Source organism: Shewanella waksmanii ATCC BAA-643 (assembly GCF_000518805.1).
GTDB lineage: Bacteria > Pseudomonadota > Gammaproteobacteria > Enterobacterales > Shewanellaceae > Shewanella > Shewanella waksmanii.
Genome location: NZ_JAEH01000006.1, coordinates 77,408 through 96,954, shown reverse-complemented (window position 1 = coordinate 96,954; position 19,547 = coordinate 77,408). Strand labels below are relative to the sequence as shown.

The window sequence follows — 19,547 nt, the reverse complement described above, 5'->3', positions numbered from 1 at the left end:
AAAAGTTGTATTTGATTGGAATAGGGAACATAGTCAAAGGATACGAATAATGCAAAATAAAAAGTTTGCGTGACATATCAGTTTCTGATATAGATATCGGCCTTTAATAAAAGACGCCCTACAAACGCAAATGATTAACAGGAGATGCGTTATGCCAGAAGGCACTAAAAAACTTGGCGTGCTCGCTATCGCAGGTGTAGACCCTTACCAGGAAAAACCCGGTGAGGAGTACATGAATACGGATCAACTGGGCCACTTTAGAAAAATTCTAGAGGCATGGCGTGGTCAATTACGTGAAGAAGTTGACCGTACGTTGAATCATATGCAAGACGAAGCGGCTAACTTCCCAGATCCTGTCGACCGCGCAGCGCAAGAAGAAGAGTTCAGTTTAGAACTTAGAGCGCGTGACAGAGAGCGTAAACTAATTAAGAAAATCGAAAAGACACTTCAAAAAATTGAAGATGATGATTTCGGTTTCTGTGAGTCTTGCGGTATCGAAATTGGTATTCGTCGACTTGAAGCTCGCCCTACTGCTGATCAATGCATCGACTGCAAAACCCTTGCAGAAATTAAAGAAAAGCAGATGGCAGGCTAGTCATCACTGACAAAAAAGCGGGTGTTAAGTCCCGCTTTTTTTGTTTGATGCACTGCTGTTAATCTAGGTGTAACCTTGCAAGTCCCCGCTTATATAGGCCGATTCGCGCCTTCTCCTTCTGGTCCCCTGCACTTTGGCTCTCTTATCGCTGCGCTTGGTAGTTTTTTGCGTGCTAAATCTCAACAGGGAAAATGGCTAGTCAGAATTGAAGATATCGATCCTCCACGCGAAGTAGCCGGTGCCGCAGACGGTATTTTACGTACCCTTGAAAGCTATGGCTTACACTGGGACGATAGCGTGTTCTATCAAAGTCTGCGACTTGATGCATACCAGCACCAACTCGATGTGCTACTTAACCATGACTTAGCCTATTACTGTCAATGCACTCGCAAACAAATTCAAGCAATGGGCGGCCTCTATGACGGCCGTTGTGGCCAGCGGAACACCGCACATAGCCATGGTGCCATTCGTGTACGTAATCAAACCCAAAGCGATCACTTTGACGACCGCCACATGGGTATGATTCGCGTGGACAATCACTTTGCCAAAGAAGACTTTATTATTAAACGTCGTGATGGTCTCTATGCCTACCAATTGGCGGTAGTCATGGATGATATTGAGCAAGGGGTAACTGAAGTCGTTCGTGGCTGCGACCTGCTCACTTCTACGGTACGGCAGATAGACCTGTTTACCCTTTTTGATAAGCCCGTACCAAGCTGGCTGCATCTACCGCTACTGTGTGCCGAGCCGGGGCGAAAGCTGTCTAAACAAAACCATGCGCCCGCCATAGACAATCATGCACCGCAAGCAAGTATCAATGCCGCGTTGCAGGTATTAGGGCAACCACCGGTCGACACTCATTCAGATGTCACAGTCATGCTGCAGCAAGCTGTTGCGCAATTTAATCTAGCGGCCGTCCCCAAACAGCAAGAAATTGTCTTAGCCACAACGACATAAGTACCTATTGCTAAAGTCTGTTGCACAACACCGGTTGTCATATCAAATTTCGTGCAAATAACCAACGCATCGCAACACTCAAGGTATACTCATTAACCAATATTTGAGTTATCATAGCCGACCAGTTTCTAGCAATCATTACGACCCAACACCGAGGTGCACTATTTTTCGCCGCATTAGTCAATTCTGTAAACAGCTATTTGACGATAACTCCCATGATCAGCACAGCACAGATTCAGGCCTAAGCCTGCAAGTTGTTGCGCGTAAACACCACACTATTTCACGCAAGCAGATCAGCGAAAATGCGATTAAAGTGCTATACCGATTGCATAAATCAGGCTTTAAAGCCTATTTAGTCGGCGGCGGGGTCAGAGACATTTTATTAGGCTTACAACCTAAAGATTTTGATGTGGTGACTAACGCCACTCCTGAAGAGATTAAGAAGCTATTTCGTAATTGCCGTCTAGTTGGCCGCAGATTTAGATTAGCCCATATCGTTTTTGGCCGTGATATTATCGAAGTAGCCACACTACGTGGTCACCATGTCGATAGTGGCGAGAAAATTTCTAAAACCAATGCTGAAGGTCGCCTGCTACGTGACAACGTATATGGCACCATTGATGAAGATGCCGAGCGTCGCGACTTTACCGTGAATGCCTTGTATTACGATATCAGTGATTTCTCAATTCACAGTTATGGCGGTGGCTTACAAGATTTAGAGTCTCGGACTATACGTTTGATTGGTGACCCACAAAAACGATACCGAGAAGATCCGGTGCGTATGCTGAGAGCGGTGCGCTTTGCCACTAAGCTTGGTATGTCTATCGACGAAGCGGCGAGCCAGCCCATCTATGAACTCGCACCGCTGCTAAAAGATATCCCTGCGGCACGTATGTATGAAGAAGTGCTCAAGCTATTCTTTAATGGCCAAGCGCAGAATAACTTTACCATGATGCGCGATTACGGTTTATTTGAGCCACTGTTTCCGCAAGTAGAACAATTGCTGACTGAAGACAGTAAAGGTCCTAGTCAGAAGATGCTGCAGGCCATCATGCGTAATACTGACGCACGGGTCGATGCAGGAAAAACAGTCACACCCGCGTTTTTCTATGCAGCAATTTTGTGGTACCCATTACAGCAACGTGCTGATGATATCGCCTTAGAAAGTGGTTTAAGCAGTTTTGATGCTTACAATACGGCTATGGGCGATGTGATGGAGCAACAGTGCCGCTCTATTAGCATCCCACGACGTTTCAGTACTCCTGCAAAAGATATTTGGCAATTGCAGCTACGCTTTGACCGCAATCAAGGTACCCGTGCCTTCAAGTTTATTGAGCACCCTAAATTCCGTGCGGCCTATGATTTACTGCTATTACGTGCAGAAGCTGAAGGTGGCAACATCGCAAAATCTGCCGCATGGTGGCGCAGTTTTGTCGAAGGCAGTGAAGAGCAACGCAGCGTGATTGCCAGATCGGCTAACAAAGGGGGTCGCAACCGCAACACCCGACGTCGCCGTAAGCCCAAACCTAAAACGGCTGAGTAATGCTAACCACAGTCTATGTCGCATTGGGCGCTAACCTCGCCCAACCGCACAAACAACTGGATGATGCCGTACAGGCCCTAACTCAACTTGCTAAGCATACCAGTTTGCAAGTATCAGCTTATTATCAATCAACCCCTATGGGTGAAGTCGAACAACCTGACTATCTCAACGCGGTAGTCAGTTTTGATACTGACCTTACACCACTAGCATTACTAGACGCGCTGCAAGCGATCGAAAACCAACAAGGGCGTGAGCGCATTGTACGTTGGGGGGCTCGCACCCTTGATTTAGATATCCTCTTGTACGGCCAGCAAGTCATCTGCAGTGAGCGCTTAACAGTGCCTCACTATGGCATGAAACAACGAAGCTTTGTGTTGGTTCCCCTTGCCGATATTGCGCCATCACTGATCCTCCCCTGCCAAACGCCTTTGTCCGCGCTAATTGACGATGATCTGCGCGCTGAATTGCAACAACATAGCTGGGAACATTGCACTCAGCGCTAAGTTAGCTTATAACTGCTTGCAGCTTTGTATTTAGATTTATTTTCAACGCAAAATTAAGATTATCATTATGTCAAAGATCACCAGCTCTACCTTGCTCAAATTCAAGCAAGAAGGGAAAAAGTTCACCTCACTTACCGCCTATGACGCCAGCTTTGCCAGTGCATTTGATAGCGAGGGCGTAGACGTCCTGCTCGTCGGTGACTCGATGGGTATGGTACTTCAAGGGCATGACGATACCCTGCCAGTTTCTGTTGATGATATCGCCTATCATACCCGTTGTGTGCGCCGTGGAATCAAACGTGCATTGCTGATCGCAGACATGCCATTTATGAGTTATGCCACCGCAGAACAAGCGATGACGAACGCAACAACCCTGATGCAAGCCGGTGCCAATATGGTTAAAGTCGAAGGCGGACATTGGCTGTTAGAGACCGTAACCAAACTGACCGAGCGCGGTATTCCCGTATGCGCCCATTTGGGGCTTACGCCGCAATCTGTGCACGTATTTGGTGGTTTTAAAGTGCAAGGTCGCGATGCAGATAATGCTCAACGCATACTCGATGAAGCCAAAGCTCTACAAGCGGCTGGCGCCCAGCTGTTGGTCGTTGAATGCATTCCAGCTGAGCTTGCTAAGGCCATCACCGAAGCATTGACCATCCCCGTCATTGGGATTGGCGCAGGAGCCGACACTGATGGACAGATACTGGTAATGCACGACGTACTTGGTATTTCCAGTGGCTATATTCCTCGATTCTCTAAAAACTATCTTTCCCAAACTGGTGAGATTCGTGCGGCGATAAAAGCCTATATCGAAGAGGTACAGCAAGGTACCTTCCCAGGCGATGAACATACCTTTAATTAGGCCGATTTTTATTCTTAACTCTGGCCCTAGCTGCGGTTTCTAGGGCCAATTGATTCAAGATACTTTTATGCTAACCACCAGCGATATTAATCAAATTAGAACTCAGGTGCGTCAATGGCGCCAACAAGGTGAACGTGTTGCATTTGTGCCTACCATGGGCAACCTACATCAGGGGCATATAAGCCTTATAGAGGAAGCGAAACGCCATGCTGATCATGTTGTTGCCTCTATTTTTGTCAATCCAATGCAATTTGGTCAAAACGAAGATTTAGACGCCTACCCGCGAACATTAGCGAATGACCAGCAAGCACTTAGTCAGGCAGGTGCTGAATTACTGTTCACCCCTACTGCAGAGATTATTTACCCAAAAGGGTTAGCAGAACAAACATTTGTTGATGTCCCGGGTATTTCCGAACAATTGTGCGGACAAAGCCGTCCAGGGCACTTTCGTGGTGTCGCAACAGTTGTATGTAAGCTATTTAATATCGTGCAGCCTGATGTTGCCGTATTTGGCGAAAAAGACTTTCAGCAACTCATGGTCATTAAAACCATGGTAGAAGACTTATCATTGCCAATATCCATTGTCGGCGTCGCAACCAAACGCGAAGCATCGGGCTTAGCCATGAGTTCTCGTAATGGCTATTTAAGTTCGGCGCAAAAACAAAAAGCCGCAATGATTAAACAAACCCTAGATGCGTTAATTCTTGATATAAAACAGGGAATGAGTATCGAGCAGGCCACAATCAGTGCGCAATCCAAATTGCAACAAGCGGGCTTTGAGCCTGACTACCTAGCAGTTAGGAACGCTAATAACCTCGCAACAGTTGCTGCCAACGATACTGAGCTAGTCGTACTGGTAGCTGCCTATATGGGTAAGACTCGACTGATAGATAACCTCACTTTCAGCCGCTGATAAAACACTGATGTAGGCCCTGCTTTGCCATAGGCCTACATCAAGCTAACGCGCTAATCACTAAGCAAAATAAACTGTTATTGACGCTTTTTTCTGGTGTTAACCGTAAACATCAGCCATAGTAGTATATGCACTCAGTAGCGATAGAAAGGAAGTCCGACCATTTTGCTGTCGTCTTCTATCGGTGAGGCAAATCATTCATACTTTTGAAAGTATACTTGTGGACGCACAAAGGACGTCAGCTACATGGTAAAAATCTTGGTGATCACTTTCATCGCGCTCTATGGCTCTACTGCGTCCGCTAGTAGTATCTATAAGTGCATAAAAGATAATAAAATTGTATTTAGCCAAGAAAGTTGCCCTGAAGAATACCGTCAACATGAGATTAAATACTCCCTAGGTATTACCACAGAAACCGATTCTGACAAACGCAAAGAATATCAAGATCCACTGCAAGCTTTATTAAATAGGAGCACGATTTCTCAAGAGAAATTATTGCAGCTTATCAGTAGTGAAATTTATCGACTCAATCAAGAAAATAGCTACTTTGAAATCCTTCGAGCCAGTGAAGCCCAAAAACTAGAGCGTAAACGCTACTGGGAGAAACTCGACAAAGAAGATCCCGGTCATATAGCTGCGCTGGCAGAAATGAATAGCTACTTTGATGATTTAATTGTCAATAATCAAAGTAGCATAGACATATTGCAGCAGCATCAAACTAGAATAAACTCCGCACAAAACGATATAGATAATAGCGATAGCAGTCCACATTAACACTGCTTACTATTTGTTGCTATACTCAACTCCCCTCTTGCACTTCGCAAAATTGATGCCCAACACACATCTCGACCGAGTCTATTGCGCCACCAGAGACTAGATCTAATAATGCATCTTCAATTATCTCTACGCGCTTATTTACTTCGCCACGGTCACCAACATTGGTACTAGTGTTTAAATTTTCCTTATTCATAATCTTAATCCTTTTATTTAAAGCTTGTGTGATTTTAAAGGGCTGACGCATAAACAACGCTCATCTGATCTGTTAATAAATCGTTAACACCTGTACCCTTGGAGCAATCAATTTGGTATATTCTTGAGATGATTGTAAGGACTTAACTGGGATTAAATAAGGCTTTATTAGGATAGAATTTTATGGATGATTACCGCTATAATTGATTGTAAAACAAATACAATAAGTCAAACTCTACCCATAGGATTACTGCTTAAATAGTATCAATAAAAACTATTATAAAAGTGCTTTATTTACGCTCAACAACAAATAAACAAGGAAAGTAGTATGGTGATAAATCATCAAAGGCGCTTGGTCAGCGTGCTTTTATTACTGCTACTACTGTGTAGCAACAATGCTATTGCAGAGGCACTTTGCATAAACCAAGAGAATAAATCACTCAACCGTAGCCAGATAATTTTACAATGTAATCAGAGAATTCAAAGCTTGCACGAGAGTGACCCAGAGTTTTTCTCTTTATCTATCTCACTGGCTAAACTCTATAAGGAAACGGGAGATCTTAATTCAGCAGGTAAGATTCTCAACTCTCTGTTAAGTACGCCTCACAACATCAGTGATATCGACCGTATTCAAGTATTAAGACAGTCCGGTATTATTTACTTTCAACAGCGTCAGTATGAACAAGCTTTTAATGCTTTTGAGCCAGCATTAAGCTTATCAATCAGTTTAAAAGATAATCGAAGAGTGGCACTGGGTTATAATGATTTGGCCAATATATACCATGCCTACGGCGACCATGATACTGCTGCAAAGTTACTCTTAAAAAGCTATGAAATCCACTCTCAAGAAGGTAATGAGATTGGTCAAGCGAGTGTATTGAATAATTTAGGGTCACTGTATAAAGATAAAGCAGAATACGACGAAGCCATTGTTTCTTATCGCAATGCATATACTATTTATAGCAAATTAGGTAAAGATTTACGCGCAGCTCAAACACTGTCAAATTTAGGCGATACCTTTGATTTAAATGGTGAACCAGAAAAAGCTATTGAATTGCTAAAGCAATCAGCAAGTAGCCTTGAACAACTTAATTCTTACCGATTTCTCGCCGACATATATGTATTGCTCGCTGAGATATCAGTAAAAAATAACTTAGCTGATAGTGCACAACAATGGCTCAATAAAGCCAAGCAAACACAAAACCTATTACAAACTAATCAAGACACACCCAAATATTGGTTTGTACAGGGGTTGGTTTGGCAGTCTCAGCAAGAGCTAAAGCAGGCATTGACTGCGTTTGAAACGGCATTTTCACAGATAGATCGTTATAGAGAGTATAAATTCCAAAAAGAACTTTATACCGCCATGGCGGAACTCAGTGAGCAAGTAGAAGACTACCAGGCCTCGAGTCGATATTGGCGAGTCTACGCCGATACGCTGAAATCACAGCTGTCCCTAAAAGATGCCATTAACTCAAAACACATTCGCAGTACTTTCACCTTTGAACCAGCCGAAAATGACGATCCGACAACCTGGATTATTATTAGCTGTTTAATACTACTGCTACTCACCCTGGCAACCTATATTTTGTGGTTCAGACAACGACTGCCATCTGCCGACACCAGTACCACGAAAAAATCTCCCCAAAGCCACCAAGCAAATATAAAAACAGAGACACAATCAAAGCCACCAGCTCCAGAGAACTTGCGCCAAGATTTGGTTGAACTTATGCATTTGTCATTGCAGATGTGGGAAGAGTCAACCCAAACCGGTAAGCTTGAGCTGGCACAACAGAGTAAAATTTGGAGTGTAGGCATCGATGATGGACGGCTTAGGGCAAGGGCAATGGAGCGCTATTTTGGTATCAACACGTTGCCCCAGCGTCCAAGGTGGCGGTCAGTAGTCAGAACCTGTAACTTTGTTTTGCAACGTTGTCAGAACAGCAGCCTCTACCGAGAAGAGCTTCAAATCAAGCTTAAGCGGTTTCAAGATAATATGAAAAGAAAAGCTATTATTAATAGCCAAAGCAACAGTTTAGATGAAGAAGTCTGCCGTTAATCAATTCATCTGATTGCCATAAGACTTCTCAACCTAGACCAAGCGATTAATTTGCTGCCACGGGCAAAGGGGCTGCACCTATACCGCCGCTCGTTTTAGCACTTCTATAGTCTTCCTTACTAATCTCTAAACAAGCGCCTTTGGCAAAACGGATAATTCGGTCGGCAGACATGATAGTCTGTGGTCGATGGGCAATCATTATGCGAGTAATATTAAGTGCCCGAATGGCTTGGTTAACATGTTGCTCTGCTTTTAGATCTAAGCTAGCGGTGGCTTCATCTAAAAATAAAATTTTAGGCCGTTTATACAAAGCTCTGGCTAACAATAAGCGCTGCGCTTGACCACCGGATAAGGTGGAGCCCATATCACCAATCAATGAGCGATATCCCATGGGCAAACTGTTTATGTCGCGGTGAATTCCCGCGGCCTTGGCACACTCTTCAGCCCACTCTTTATCTGGCTCTTGACAGAAAAAACTAATGTTTTCAAGAATCGTCCCTGAGAGTAACTGGTCATTTTGCAACACACTTGCCACTTGGGTGCGGTAGTTGATTAAACCCACTTTGCGAATATCGCGTTGGTCAATTTGAACTTGCCCTTGGCTTGGCTTAAGCAAGCCAAGCATCACCTTCATTAAGGTGCTTTTCCCGCAACCAGACGGACCCACAATAGCTACAGACTCGCCCGCATTCACCTTTAAGTTTATGTCAGACAATACATCACGCTCTTCGTCTGAATAACTGAAATTGATTCCGTTAAGGTTAAGCTCACCAGATACGTTAAAATCATCATCACGCTCACCCAAATCACGTTCTTGCTCAGTTAAGGTAATATCGCCTAGACGTTCGAGATGTAGAGAACACATTTTGAACTCAATGTACTTATCAATGAGATTGCTAACCTTTTGTTCAAACTGGGTTTTGTAAGATACGAAAGCCAATAACATGCCCACTGTTAATAGGTTTTCCATCACCATGCCGGCGGCGAAGTAGATTACTAGGATATTCTCAATGCCAAATATCAACATACTGGTCCAACTGAACAACACTCGTAAGCGCTCTACTTTAATGGCACTATTTGCGCTATCTACATTGAAATTATTAAACAGGTTAAGTCTGTCGCTTTCTTTAGTGAACAACTTAATGCTTTGGATACCACGTACTGACTCCATAAAGTTACTGTCTTTTTTTGCTAAACAGACAATATTCTCACGGTTAACGTTTTTAAGCTTTGTGTAAGAGATACAGCGGACAGCAAGATAAAGCGCTGAAGCGCACAACACCACTAACATCAGGTCGACACTGTAAATATACATCATCACTAGCAGGCCAATAATGATTAGGCCATCGACGAGGCTTTCTATCAAAGTCGTCGTCAATAGATTCTTTAGCGACTCCAACGAACGAAAACGCGACACAACATCACCAATATGACGCTTCTCAAAATAATCCATCGGCAATTTAAATAAATGACTCACTAGATTCGCATTCATCTGCAGGGAGAGCTGATTACCCAGTAACATGATGATTAACGATCGCAACGCCGTTGACAGGGCTTGCAACAACAGAACGGCCCCGAAGCCGACCGCTAAGATATTTAACAGGCTATAGTCATTTGCAATAAGCACATCATCGACAGTCAACTGCATGTAAATTGGCGTCACCAAGATAAACGCTTGCAGCAACATGGAAAATAGGAACACGGTTAGCAACGACTGCTTCCAACCATCTAGGTTTGACCAAAATGACGCAAGTGAAGCCTGAGGCGCTGCTTCCTGTTTGGCAAAATTATCGCTTGGCTCAAGTTCTAGTGCTACGCCGGTAAAGCTTTGTGAAAGCTCTTCTGCATTGCAAGTATGCTCACCCAGTGCAGGGTCATGTAAGTAAAACTTATTGCCCGACACTTTCTTTAACACCACAAAGTGGTCTAGGTTCCAATGTAGGATGCAAGGTGTTTTTAGCTGCGAGATGCCTTCAATGTCACACTTAACAGCACGATGTGCCAAACCTACTTTGTCTGCTAGCTGGGTCATGCCTCTTAATGTTGACCCTTTGAGTGATACCCGATGCTTTTGGCGCATTTGAAACAGATCGGTTTGAAAACCATGGTAGCTGGCAATCATTGCCATGCATGCTAGACCGCATTCGGCAGCCTCTGTCTGACGAATTACAGGTAGCATCTTGCCGCCAGTAAAGTTAATTCTATCAATCAAGGTTTGCATCTTATCTATCCTTTAAGCTGTAGATAGGCTCAAGCAGCCATTGAACTAATGAGCGATTTTCTAGTTTGACACTGGCTTCGAGTTCCATGCCCACGCCAAGCGCGAGCTCTTCGCCTTTTGCTGCGATAGTTTGTGAATTTAGGCCAACAATGACTTTGTAGACCGCGCCCGTTAAGTCAACACTGGTTTCCAGTTCTTCTGGCAGTGAAATAACTTTAGAGACACTCAGTACAGTGCCTTTTTGCAGACCAAAGTGTTGATAGGGAAATGCGCTATATCGCATTGAGACTTGCTGATCCGCTTTAATAAACCCTATTGAGCTTGCTGGCACATAGAGTTCCGCTTGCAATTGAGATTCAGCAGGAATGATGCTCGCCATCACATCACCTTTGGTGATGAACTCGCCCACATGAGTGAGTTGGTTCCCTATCACGCCGCTCAATGGCGCGTATATGCGATAATCAACATTGGCAGCAACCTCGGCAATGCGTTGCTCATTTTCAATCAAACTACGTTTGAGGCGATTTTGCTTTTCTTGGAAGATGCCTGGCTTCATGGCAAGATCATTGTTTAGCTCAGTTAGTATCAATTGATTACTATTACGCTTCATTTTCAAATCGTTGCGCATACTGACTAGCGCTAAATGCTCTTCAATTACCTGGTCAAGCTGGGCTTGGTTGGTATGACCTGCATCCATTAAACTACGATTACGATTAAGGCCCTGTTCACTAATCGTGAGCCGTTGTTGGTACAGCGATAACTGTTCATCAAGGTGTACTATCTCAGCTCTTTTTGCTTCTACTTTGCTTTTAAGTAATTCGATTTCAAGATTAAAAGCCGACTGAGCAATTTTAATGTCTCGCTCCAACGATTGCTGCAATACCATTTGCTGCTGGAGGATATTTTGGTCAATGTTCTGATCCAAAGAACTATGGCGTTCAGTCGAGATAACATAGAGTAACTGGCCTTTGTCAACAAACTCGCCCTGGTGAAAGATTTGCTCAATGATTTGCCCTTCTCGGCGAGCGCTGACTTTAACAAGTCCTTTATCAACGGTAATAACGCCAAATACATCGGCATATTTTGTATAGGTGCCCACAAATAGGAACACGAAGGCTAGCGAGACAACTGCAAACAGCAATATGGCAATAATTTTGTACTCTTTGGGCTGCCTTAATAGCACAGTGCCCAAAGAATTTGACCCTGACTTATTCAGTACTTCTTTCCTAAATAGTTGGTCTGCCGACGAGTTATTTTGCATCGTTTCCTCCATCTCTCCTGTGATGTTTAAGCCGCTACTTGTCGAACTTGCTTAGCTTTTTCCAGCTCATCTCGCTTCGATTTTTGTCGCGCCTTTTCAGCCTCGTAGGCCATCTTGCTGAGTGTTTCCGCACCATATTTCTTAGGAAAAACTTTGTACCAACGAATGAATGTTTCTTCGCCTAAGTGATCATAAACAAACTCATACTGCCAACGTTTCGATTCCATGATTTCGCGCTTACGTTCGGCGATAGTCATGCCTGCAGTCCGCTGCTGCTCTTTTTCTATCTCTCGCTTAGAGTTCGGCGCATGGTGGCAAAAACGACCAAAGTAGGTTTGGCAAAACTCGCCGTATTCTCGTGAGAACAAAATAAAGTTGTGCCACATCTCATCCAAAACTAATAAGGCACTATCAATAACAACCGGCTTGTTGATCCCCTGTTGCTTTACTTGATTTGCCATCCACAACCAACGTTTTACATCATCAAACAACTGCTGTGCTTCAGCCTCTTCAACTGCAAATATTTTTACAAATCTATCGATAACATCCTGGTTTTGATAAGCCATTACCGACGCTAAACTTGGATTGCTCATGTCGTTCTCCTTAACCTTAAATAGATGGGGAGTAGCACTCCCCCGTCATGACTCTAACTTCAGCCTGGGCCTCACTACAGCATGAGGCCTGACTCAATTGCACGTTAGTCTTGGAACAAACATTCGATGCAACTGATGCAGCTGATTCGACATAAATCGATGTCTAACTGACCACCGGATACGCTGTCTAACAATGCTTCTTCAATCAGTTCGACTTTGGCTTGATTTTCCATTGCTATTTTCCTTGTATTAATCCGTTAATTAGTGCTGAAACAAGCATTCTAGGCAGCTGATACAACTGATATGACAAATGTCGATATCCAACTGGCCACCCGATACATTATCTAAAAGCGCTTCTTCAATTAGCTCAACTTTGTTTTGCTCTTCCATGGTGTTTTCCTCTTTTTAATCCGTTAATGGCTTAGTGTTGAAATAGACATTCGATGCAGCTGATGCAGCTGATATGACACAGGTCAATATCCAACTGGCCACCTGATACATTGTCTAAAAGGGCTTCTTCAATCAGTTCTACTTTGTTTTGCTCTTCCATGGTGCTTTCCTTTAATTAGTCCGCTAATGGTTTAGTGTTGAAATAAACATTCGATGCAACTGATGCAACTGATATGACATAAATCAATGTCTAGTTGGCCACCTGATACATTGTCTAAAAGGGCTTCTTCAATCAGTTCTACTTTGTTTTGCTCTTCCATGATGTTGTCCTTAAGTTGGTTAACCTGACTATTTAGTCTTGAAACAAGCATTCAATGCAGCTAATGCAAGAGATGCGGCACAAGTCGATATCCAATTGACCACCAGATACACTGTCTAATAGTGCTTCTTCAATTAGCTCTACTTTTTGAGTTTGGTTTTCCATATTGCTTTCCTTTCGTTTGTGAGTTTAAAAATGCGATTCAATATCGCTTTGCCAGTTTTACAATTTCATAGCTCAATCAATGTGAGTGATTGAGTTGTCGTTGGCTAAGTTCATTTAGCGACACTACACTTGATTTTGCTAGGAGATTAGCGGGATATAGGCAGGATGTAAGCGGGAAAATACACTGGGAACAAGTCTAGAATAAGGTATTGATAGGTAAATATAAAAACATCAAAAGTACCCGAATCATCCCTAAAAACTCACGCCAATAAACTCAGTACTATTCGGTCGTTTTTACTCATTGCCTTAAAGAATTACAACGATTTACTCCGCCAGTTTTTGCCGTTAAGCTGAGCTGACTAATGCAATACTTAGGGGGTGATATGCCAGTAATACCCAAATTACCGCTTTGGCCGGCAATGATGTCTGTCAATAAACATGATGAATTGGTCTATTTAGCTACGGCAGAGGACTTGTTGCAAGAATACGGGGCTTATGCGGGGCAAGCGCTGGAAATTATAGATAGCAAAGGTTATCGCTTTAGCGTAAAACAGGCTGAAAAAGCTATCCAGTCAAGCAACACCGAACCTAAACTAGCGCTCATATCCAGCGGCGAAGCGCCGCTGCCGGTGTCTAGGATATTGGCTAAGGTGCAACGTCACGCCGCATTAACGGGTCAATGCTGTACGGCAAAAATGGCAGCCACAGACTATAGCCAAGTATTTGAAATGTTAGCTTACTTAGAGGAAGGTGCCGTTAACCGCTAAAGAGATAGTCGGTTAACGGCTAAAATGATCGGGCTTGATTTAGGTTCGCAGACCAATACCGCGACTAATTAGGTAGTAAGCAACAAGCCATAGTCCAACACAAAAGCTTATCATCACCGCAATCGACATCGGCACACTCATATCGGCATAACCTAAAAAGCCATAACGAAATACATTAATCATATAAACCACGGGGTTTAACTGTGATACCCCCTGCCAAAAGCTGGGCAGAAGGCTTAATGAGTAAAATACCCCGCCCAAATAGGTTAGTGGTGTGAGCACAAAAGTGGGGACTATGCTGATATCATCATAGCTCTTAGCAAATACCGCATTGATTAAGCCGCCTAAGGCGAACAGGATTGACGTCAGTAATACGGTAATCGCCACTAAGCCTGCATGGTGCAAACTGATATCAACAAAAAACATCGCCACTAGCGTCACAATCAAACCGACACAAAGCCCGCGTGCCACTCCGCCACCGACATAACCGGCTATCATCACATAGTGAGGCACTGGTGCCACAATAAGTTCTTCTAAATTGCGCTGAAACTTGGCACTAAAAAAGGACGAGGCCACATTGGAATAGGATGCGGTTATGACCGACATCATAATCAAACCTGGCGCGATAAACTCCATATAACTAACACCGCCCATCTCACCAATACGCTTACCTACCAAGTTACCAAAGATCAGAAAATACAAAGTCATACTGATAGCGGGCGGAACCAAGGTTTGTACCCAAATACGGGTAAAACGGTTAATCTCTTTGGTGATGATACTTTTGAACGCGGTAAAATAGAGTGATCTCATATTCATTTGCTGGCTCATGCTACACGGCTCCCTTCGCTTTACCTTGCTCAACCAATTCTACAAATAGCTCTTCTAATCTATTGGCTTTATTGCGCATAGATAACACCGCAATATCTTGCTCTGTCAGCTGAGAGAAAACCTTGTTGATACTATAATCTTTGGCCACATCCACTTCTAATGTGTGCGGGTCGGTCAATCGGCACACCATGCCATCAAGCTGCGGCGCTTGTTTGATATCTTTGGCTAAATCTAGAATAAAGGTTTCCAAGTTCAGCCTGCTGAGCAATGATTTCATACTGGTACACTCCACCAGCACACCTTTGTCGATAATGCCGATATTGCGACACAACATTTCCGCCTCTTCTAAATAGTGGGTCGTCAATATTATGGTGACGCCTTGCTTATTAAGATCTGTCAGAAAGGTCCACATCGACCGACGTAACTCAATATCTACGCCCGCAGTAGGTTCATCTAGAATTAGCAATTTGGGTTCATGCATTAATGCCCGGGCAATCATCAAACGGCGTTTCATACCACCTGACAAGGCTCTTGCAGGACTATCACGCTTGTCCCATAAATCCAATTGAGTTAAGTATTTCTGCGCGCGCTGCATTGCCACCTCACGCGATACGCCATAATACCCGGCTTGGTTAACCACAATTTGAATTACTTTTTCAAATTGATTGAAATTAAACTCTTGTGGCACTAAGCCAATAGAAAGTTTGGCAAGTTCAAGTTGGCTATCAATATCATGCTCAAATACCTTCACGCTGCCAGCCGTCTTTTGCACTAAGGAGCTAATGACGCCAATAGTGGTCGACTTGCCTGCGCCGTTAGGGCCTAGCAAAGCAAAAAAGTCGCCTGCGGCGACGTTAAGGCTAATGCCTTTTACTGCCTCGACACCACCCTTATAGGTTTTCTTCAGATCTTCGATCACCAAGGCATATTGATTCGTTGCCATGTAAAACATCCATTCTTTCTATGAGCTAAAAACAAAAACTCCTGCCTAGGCAGGAGTCATTACCCAATGCCGTTTGGCACTAGTCGAGCGGCACAACTTTGGCGATATACGGCAAGTTGCGGTATTGCTCGGCATAATCGATACCATACCCAACAATAAATTCATCTGGAATGGTAAAACCGATAAAGTCTACCGGCACATCCACTTCTCGACGCTCTGGCTTATCGAGTAATGTACATAGCGCTAGGCTCTTAGGGCCGCGAAGCAGCAACATGTCACGTACTTTATTTAAGGTGTTGCCAGAATCAATCAGATCTTCAACGATCAACACATCGCGACCTTCGATATCAGACTGCACGTCTTTTAAAATTTTCACATCACGTGAGCTGGTCATTGCATTACCGTAACTTGATACCGACATAAAATCGATTTCAACATGCCCTTTAATGCGACGACAAAGATCCGCCATAAAGACCACCGACCCTTTCAGTAAGCCGATCATTAGCAGACGTTCACTGTCCTGATAGTGGGCATTGATCCTTTCTGCCAATATATCCAGTTTCTGGTCGATCTCTTCAGCCGAGATCATCACTTCTGTGGTGTGTTTCATACTCTTCTCAAATTGTCTTATTTGTCACCCGTATCGGCGCTATGTTTGTCATAGCCCCAACGTTGGGTTAATACGTGCTCGATACCTAAATGATCTAAAATGCGAGCGACCATGAAGTCTACCAGATCTTCAACTGATTTGGGACTATGATAGAAACCGGGTGCGGCAGGCATAATGGTGGCGCCAAGCCGTGAAAGCGACAGCATATGCTCTAAATGTATGGCACTAAAGGGAGATTCTCTAGGTACCAGTATCAATTGGCCGCGTTCTTTAATCACGACATCTGCAGCTCGTTCAAGCAAACTGTTACTCATTCCCGTGGCTACCGCTGCCAACGTGCCGGTACTGCAGGGACAAATGACCATCTGTTTGGGTGCCGCCGAGCCCGACGCTGGTGGCGAAAACCACTCATCTTTTCCTAATACATGAAGGCTACCACTCACAACCACACCTTGGTCGGCAAACAGTTGCAACAATTGCTGCTGCGCTTTGTCGCCATTGGCACTTAACTGCAAGCCATGTTCAGCTGCCAGTACCACTCGCGCTGCACTCGATATCATTAAAAACACCTGATATTCAGCACTCAGTAAACACTGCAGCAGCTTCAGCCCATAAGGCGCACCAGAGGCCCCCGTCCAAGCTAAACTAATTGATTTGTCGGTTCGTGGATAATTCATTAATACCTTCTCAAAGCTTGCTGCCCGCCACTACTTAGCGGCAAGTTGCGCCAATAACTTTTGGTGAATACCAGCAAAACCACCATTACTCATGACAATAATAGTATCGCCCGGCGCGGCAACAGCTGCGACGTCAGTCACGATTTGCTCGATGTCAGTCAATACTGTGACTGGCAAGCTCGCCTGCTGCATCGCCTCGGCGAGATCCCAGCCAACGTTGTCAGCTTGATATAGCCAAGCACAATCTGCCAATTGCATTGACTGTGCTAGCGTCGCTTTATGCACGCCGCTTTTCATGGTGTTGGAACGCGGCTCCAGCACCACAATAATCTTACCGTCAGCCACCTTAGCTCGGCAGCCTTGTAGTGTCGTCGCAATGGCGGTCGGGTGGTGGGCAAAATCATCGTACACCGCTACCCCGTTTTCTATACCCAACAGTTCCATCCGCCGTTTTGGTGGTGCAAACTGCGCCAGAGATTTCAGCGACTCACTAGGTTTAACACCAACGTGTCTTGCTGCAGCGATCGCCATACAAGCATTTTCAACATTGTGCTGACCAATAAGCTGCCAATCTAAACATCCCTGGGATTCGCCATTAAAAAACACTTCAAACTGATGACCGTCATCCGCTAACAATTTCGCACTCCAACCTTGTGCTGCCGCCTCGCTAGCGTAGTTGTGGTGGTAAGTCTCTTGCTCACTCCAGCAACCTCTTTCAATCACATTTTGTACTGCCGAGCTGTCAGATGGCCAAATCACCTTGCCTTCACCCGGCACTGTGCGGATCACATGATTAAATTGTTTTTGAATCGCATTTAGATCTTCAAAAATATCAGCATGATCAAACTCTAGGTTATTAATCACCAATGTGCGTGGTTGGTAATGCACAAACTTAGAACGTTTGTCGAAAAAGGCACTGTCATATTCATCAGCCTCAACCACAAAAAAGGCTGAGTCACCTAGTCGTGCCGATACCCCAAAATTCTGCGGTACCCCACCAATCAAAAATCCAGGCTGATAACCACAGTCTTCAAGAATCCAAGCTAACATGCTTGCCGTAGAGGTTTTGCCATGGGTGCCAGATACCGCTAACACCCAGCGCTGAGGTAAGATATGGTCGGCTAAGAACTGCGGCCCTGAAGTATATTTCAAACCACGATTGAGTGCTGCCTCAACACACGGATTGCCACGACTCATGGCATTACCTATCACCACAATGTCAGGTGCATCATCTTGGTTTTTCCCAAGTTGCTTAGGATCAAAGCCTTGAATCAATTCAATGCCTTGCTGCTCTAATTGCGTGCTCATTGGTGGATAAACATTGGCATCACTGCCTGTCACCTTGTGTCCCATCGCACGAGCTAAAAGCGCCAGCCCGCCCATAAAGGTGCCGCAAATCCCTAAAATGTGTACATGCATGTTGTTGGCTCTAAAGAATAAAGTACTGCCGCCATTCTAATCTATCGTGGTGCGAATTGTCAGTGTCGTCTAGTTGGATTTGACAGATTATTGCCCAGCTGCAACCGTGTATTGACCTATTTTGCTAACTAAATGGGCTATTGCCTTTGTGGCCACAAAAGTGGACTGAAAAATATATTCAAAATAAATAACCCTTTTTGAAATCCGCTGCGTTTATAGCTGTAAACAACCTTACTCAACGAGTTAAAAAATTTCAGGAGCATTACCATGACAAAATTTTCATTGAACGCCCTAATAGCAGCAACCGCCATGACTGTCGCCCCTTTTGCCACCAGTTACGCCGCAGACCTAAGCTTCCCTCACATTGAAACGATTGGTACCAGCCAGATCTCCATTGCGGCGGATGTGGCGATGATCAATGTCGAAGTGGTCATCCAAGAAGACTCTGCCAGTGCGGCAAAAGCCAGTTCAGATAAAGCTGTTGCCGAATTTATTAAGCGTTTAAAGGCCCAAGGCGTGGCAGCTAAGGATATTCAAAGTGCCAATATTCGCCTAAACCCACGCCACCTTTACGATCCAGAAACTCGTATTAACAAAGAGATTGGTTATCAAGCCAGACGCCAAGTGACGGTCACAGTGACCGAGCTCAACAAGCTCAATCAAATACTCGATAGTGCATTGGCAAATGGGATTAACAAAATTAATCATATTAATTTCAAAGCTAGCCAAGAGCAGGAGTTAATCGCCAAAGCACGTGCGCAAGCAATACAAGATGCAAAGCAAAAAGCCCAAGCATTGGCTTCTGGATTTGATAAAGAGCTCGACGGCGTATGGCAAATTCGTTATTACGAGCAACGACCCGTTCAACCTGCCATGTATCGAATGAAAGCGGGTATGGAAGCTGACGTAGCCGAGAGTTATCAGTAAGCCCAAACAACCATTAGTGATCGTGT

The 19,547-nt window shown here is 44.3% G+C and carries 24 protein-coding genes; 10 read left to right on the top strand and 14 right to left on the bottom strand.

Annotation, left to right across the window (positions count from 1 at the left end; genetic code table 11):
• Positions 1–151: 151 nt before the first annotated feature.
• The 7 genes from dksA (at position 152) to L865_RS0104180 (ending at position 6,147) form a co-directional block, all read left to right on the top strand.
• A complete protein-coding gene (gene dksA, locus L865_RS0104210) occupies positions 152–595 on the top strand; it encodes an RNA polymerase-binding protein DksA (RefSeq protein ID WP_028772080.1) in 444 nt (147 codons plus the stop codon).
• 75 nt (positions 596–670) lie between these two features.
• On the top strand, positions 671–1,552 hold the full coding sequence (gluQRS, locus tag L865_RS0104205) for a tRNA glutamyl-Q(34) synthetase GluQRS (RefSeq protein ID WP_028772079.1): 882 nt from the start codon (positions 671–673) through the stop codon (positions 1,550–1,552).
• A gap of 103 nt (positions 1,553–1,655) precedes the next feature.
• Complete coding sequence (pcnB, locus tag L865_RS0104200; protein ID WP_028772078.1) at positions 1,656–3,095, top strand: polynucleotide adenylyltransferase PcnB; 1,440 nt, start codon at positions 1,656–1,658, stop codon at positions 3,093–3,095.
• Positions 3,095–3,598 (top strand): 2-amino-4-hydroxy-6-hydroxymethyldihydropteridine diphosphokinase, encoded by a 504-nt coding sequence (folK, locus tag L865_RS0104195; protein WP_028772077.1) that lies wholly within the window; start codon positions 3,095–3,097, stop codon positions 3,596–3,598. Before pcnB ends, folK begins: the two co-directional genes overlap by 1 nt.
• A 67-nt stretch (positions 3,599–3,665) precedes the next feature.
• The gene (gene panB, locus L865_RS0104190) at positions 3,666–4,460 is read left to right on the top strand and encodes a 3-methyl-2-oxobutanoate hydroxymethyltransferase (protein WP_028772076.1); all 795 of its coding nucleotides are present in this window, start codon (positions 3,666–3,668) and stop codon (positions 4,458–4,460) included.
• Between the two features lie 67 nt (positions 4,461–4,527).
• Complete coding sequence (gene panC, locus L865_RS0104185) at positions 4,528–5,373, top strand: pantoate--beta-alanine ligase (protein ID WP_028772075.1); 846 nt, start codon at positions 4,528–4,530, stop codon at positions 5,371–5,373.
• 246 nt (positions 5,374–5,619) lie between these two features.
• The gene (locus L865_RS0104180) at positions 5,620–6,147 is read left to right on the top strand and encodes a hypothetical protein (protein ID WP_028772074.1); all 528 of its coding nucleotides are present in this window, start codon (positions 5,620–5,622) and stop codon (positions 6,145–6,147) included.
• Positions 6,148–6,172: 25 nt separating this feature from the next.
• On the opposite strand, the gene L865_RS25405 is transcribed toward L865_RS0104180, so the two are convergent.
• The gene (locus L865_RS25405) at positions 6,173–6,343 is read right to left on the bottom strand and encodes a hypothetical protein (RefSeq protein WP_157577429.1); all 171 of its coding nucleotides are present in this window, start codon (positions 6,341–6,343) and stop codon (positions 6,173–6,175) included.
• Positions 6,344–6,670: 327 nt separating this feature from the next.
• Here L865_RS25405 and L865_RS0104170 point away from each other — a divergent pair, with 327 nt between their 5' ends.
• Positions 6,671–8,401: a tetratricopeptide repeat protein gene (locus L865_RS0104170; RefSeq protein WP_028772073.1), complete on the top strand. Its 1,731-nt coding sequence runs from the start codon at positions 6,671–6,673 to the stop codon at positions 8,399–8,401.
• A gap of 46 nt (positions 8,402–8,447) precedes the next feature.
• Here L865_RS0104170 and L865_RS23110 read toward each other — a convergent pair whose 3' ends face one another.
• The 8 genes from L865_RS23110 to L865_RS25985 all read right to left on the bottom strand — a co-directional run bounded on the left by L865_RS23110 (position 8,448) and on the right by L865_RS25985 (position 13,350).
• Entirely contained in the window at positions 8,448–10,622 is a 2,175-nt protein-coding gene (locus L865_RS23110; RefSeq protein WP_037470513.1) for a peptidase domain-containing ABC transporter, read from the bottom strand.
• Position 10,623: 1 nt separating this feature from the next.
• Positions 10,624–11,883 (bottom strand): HlyD family secretion protein, encoded by a 1,260-nt coding sequence (locus tag L865_RS0104160; protein WP_028772072.1) that lies wholly within the window; start codon positions 11,881–11,883, stop codon positions 10,624–10,626.
• A gap of 26 nt (positions 11,884–11,909) precedes the next feature.
• Positions 11,910–12,476, bottom strand: a complete 567-nt coding sequence (locus L865_RS0104155; protein ID WP_028772071.1) for a glycine-rich domain-containing protein — start codon at positions 12,474–12,476, stop codon at positions 11,910–11,912.
• A 104-nt stretch (positions 12,477–12,580) separates the two neighbouring features.
• Positions 12,581–12,709 (bottom strand): hypothetical protein, encoded by a 129-nt coding sequence (locus L865_RS26005; protein WP_256871039.1) that lies wholly within the window; start codon positions 12,707–12,709, stop codon positions 12,581–12,583.
• A 28-nt stretch (positions 12,710–12,737) separates the two neighbouring features.
• Positions 12,738–12,866, bottom strand: a complete 129-nt coding sequence (locus L865_RS26000; protein WP_256871038.1) for a hypothetical protein — start codon at positions 12,864–12,866, stop codon at positions 12,738–12,740.
• A gap of 31 nt (positions 12,867–12,897) precedes the next feature.
• Positions 12,898–13,026, bottom strand: coding sequence for a hypothetical protein (locus L865_RS25995; RefSeq protein ID WP_256871037.1), 129 nt, complete (start codon positions 13,024–13,026; stop codon positions 12,898–12,900).
• Positions 13,027–13,057: 31 nt separating this feature from the next.
• Complete coding sequence (locus tag L865_RS25990; RefSeq protein ID WP_256871037.1) at positions 13,058–13,186, bottom strand: hypothetical protein; 129 nt, start codon at positions 13,184–13,186, stop codon at positions 13,058–13,060.
• A gap of 32 nt (positions 13,187–13,218) precedes the next feature.
• Positions 13,219–13,350 carry a hypothetical protein gene (locus L865_RS25985; RefSeq protein WP_256871036.1) on the bottom strand — a complete coding sequence of 44 codons (132 nt, stop codon included), beginning with the start codon at positions 13,348–13,350 and terminating at the stop codon, positions 13,219–13,221.
• A gap of 383 nt (positions 13,351–13,733) precedes the next feature.
• Here L865_RS25985 and L865_RS23105 point away from each other — a divergent pair, with 383 nt between their 5' ends.
• The gene (locus tag L865_RS23105) at positions 13,734–14,117 is read left to right on the top strand and encodes a DUF4144 family protein (RefSeq protein WP_037470511.1); all 384 of its coding nucleotides are present in this window, start codon (positions 13,734–13,736) and stop codon (positions 14,115–14,117) included.
• A gap of 39 nt (positions 14,118–14,156) precedes the next feature.
• Here the strand turns inward: L865_RS23105 and L865_RS0104120 are convergent, their stop codons facing one another.
• The 5 genes from L865_RS0104120 to mpl all read right to left on the bottom strand — a co-directional run bounded on the left by L865_RS0104120 (position 14,157) and on the right by mpl (position 18,594).
• The gene (locus tag L865_RS0104120; RefSeq protein WP_028772070.1) at positions 14,157–14,927 is read right to left on the bottom strand and encodes an ABC transporter permease; all 771 of its coding nucleotides are present in this window, start codon (positions 14,925–14,927) and stop codon (positions 14,157–14,159) included.
• A 19-nt stretch (positions 14,928–14,946) separates the two neighbouring features.
• Entirely contained in the window at positions 14,947–15,888 is a 942-nt protein-coding gene (locus L865_RS0104115) for an ABC transporter ATP-binding protein (protein ID WP_028772069.1), read from the bottom strand.
• A 79-nt stretch (positions 15,889–15,967) separates the two neighbouring features.
• Positions 15,968–16,498: a hypoxanthine phosphoribosyltransferase gene (hpt, locus tag L865_RS0104110; protein WP_028772068.1), complete on the bottom strand. Its 531-nt coding sequence runs from the start codon at positions 16,496–16,498 to the stop codon at positions 15,968–15,970.
• Between the two features lie 17 nt (positions 16,499–16,515).
• The gene (locus L865_RS0104105; protein ID WP_028772067.1) at positions 16,516–17,175 is read right to left on the bottom strand and encodes a flavin prenyltransferase UbiX; all 660 of its coding nucleotides are present in this window, start codon (positions 17,173–17,175) and stop codon (positions 16,516–16,518) included.
• 30 nt (positions 17,176–17,205) lie between these two features.
• Positions 17,206–18,594, bottom strand: a complete 1,389-nt coding sequence (mpl, locus tag L865_RS0104100) for a UDP-N-acetylmuramate:L-alanyl-gamma-D-glutamyl-meso-diaminopimelate ligase (protein WP_028772066.1) — start codon at positions 18,592–18,594, stop codon at positions 17,206–17,208.
• Positions 18,595–18,861: 267 nt separating this feature from the next.
• On the opposite strand from mpl, the gene L865_RS23100 reads away from it, so the two are divergent.
• Entirely contained in the window at positions 18,862–19,521 is a 660-nt protein-coding gene (locus tag L865_RS23100) for an SIMPL domain-containing protein (protein ID WP_051484433.1), read from the top strand.
• Positions 19,522–19,547: the final 26 nt, after the last annotated feature.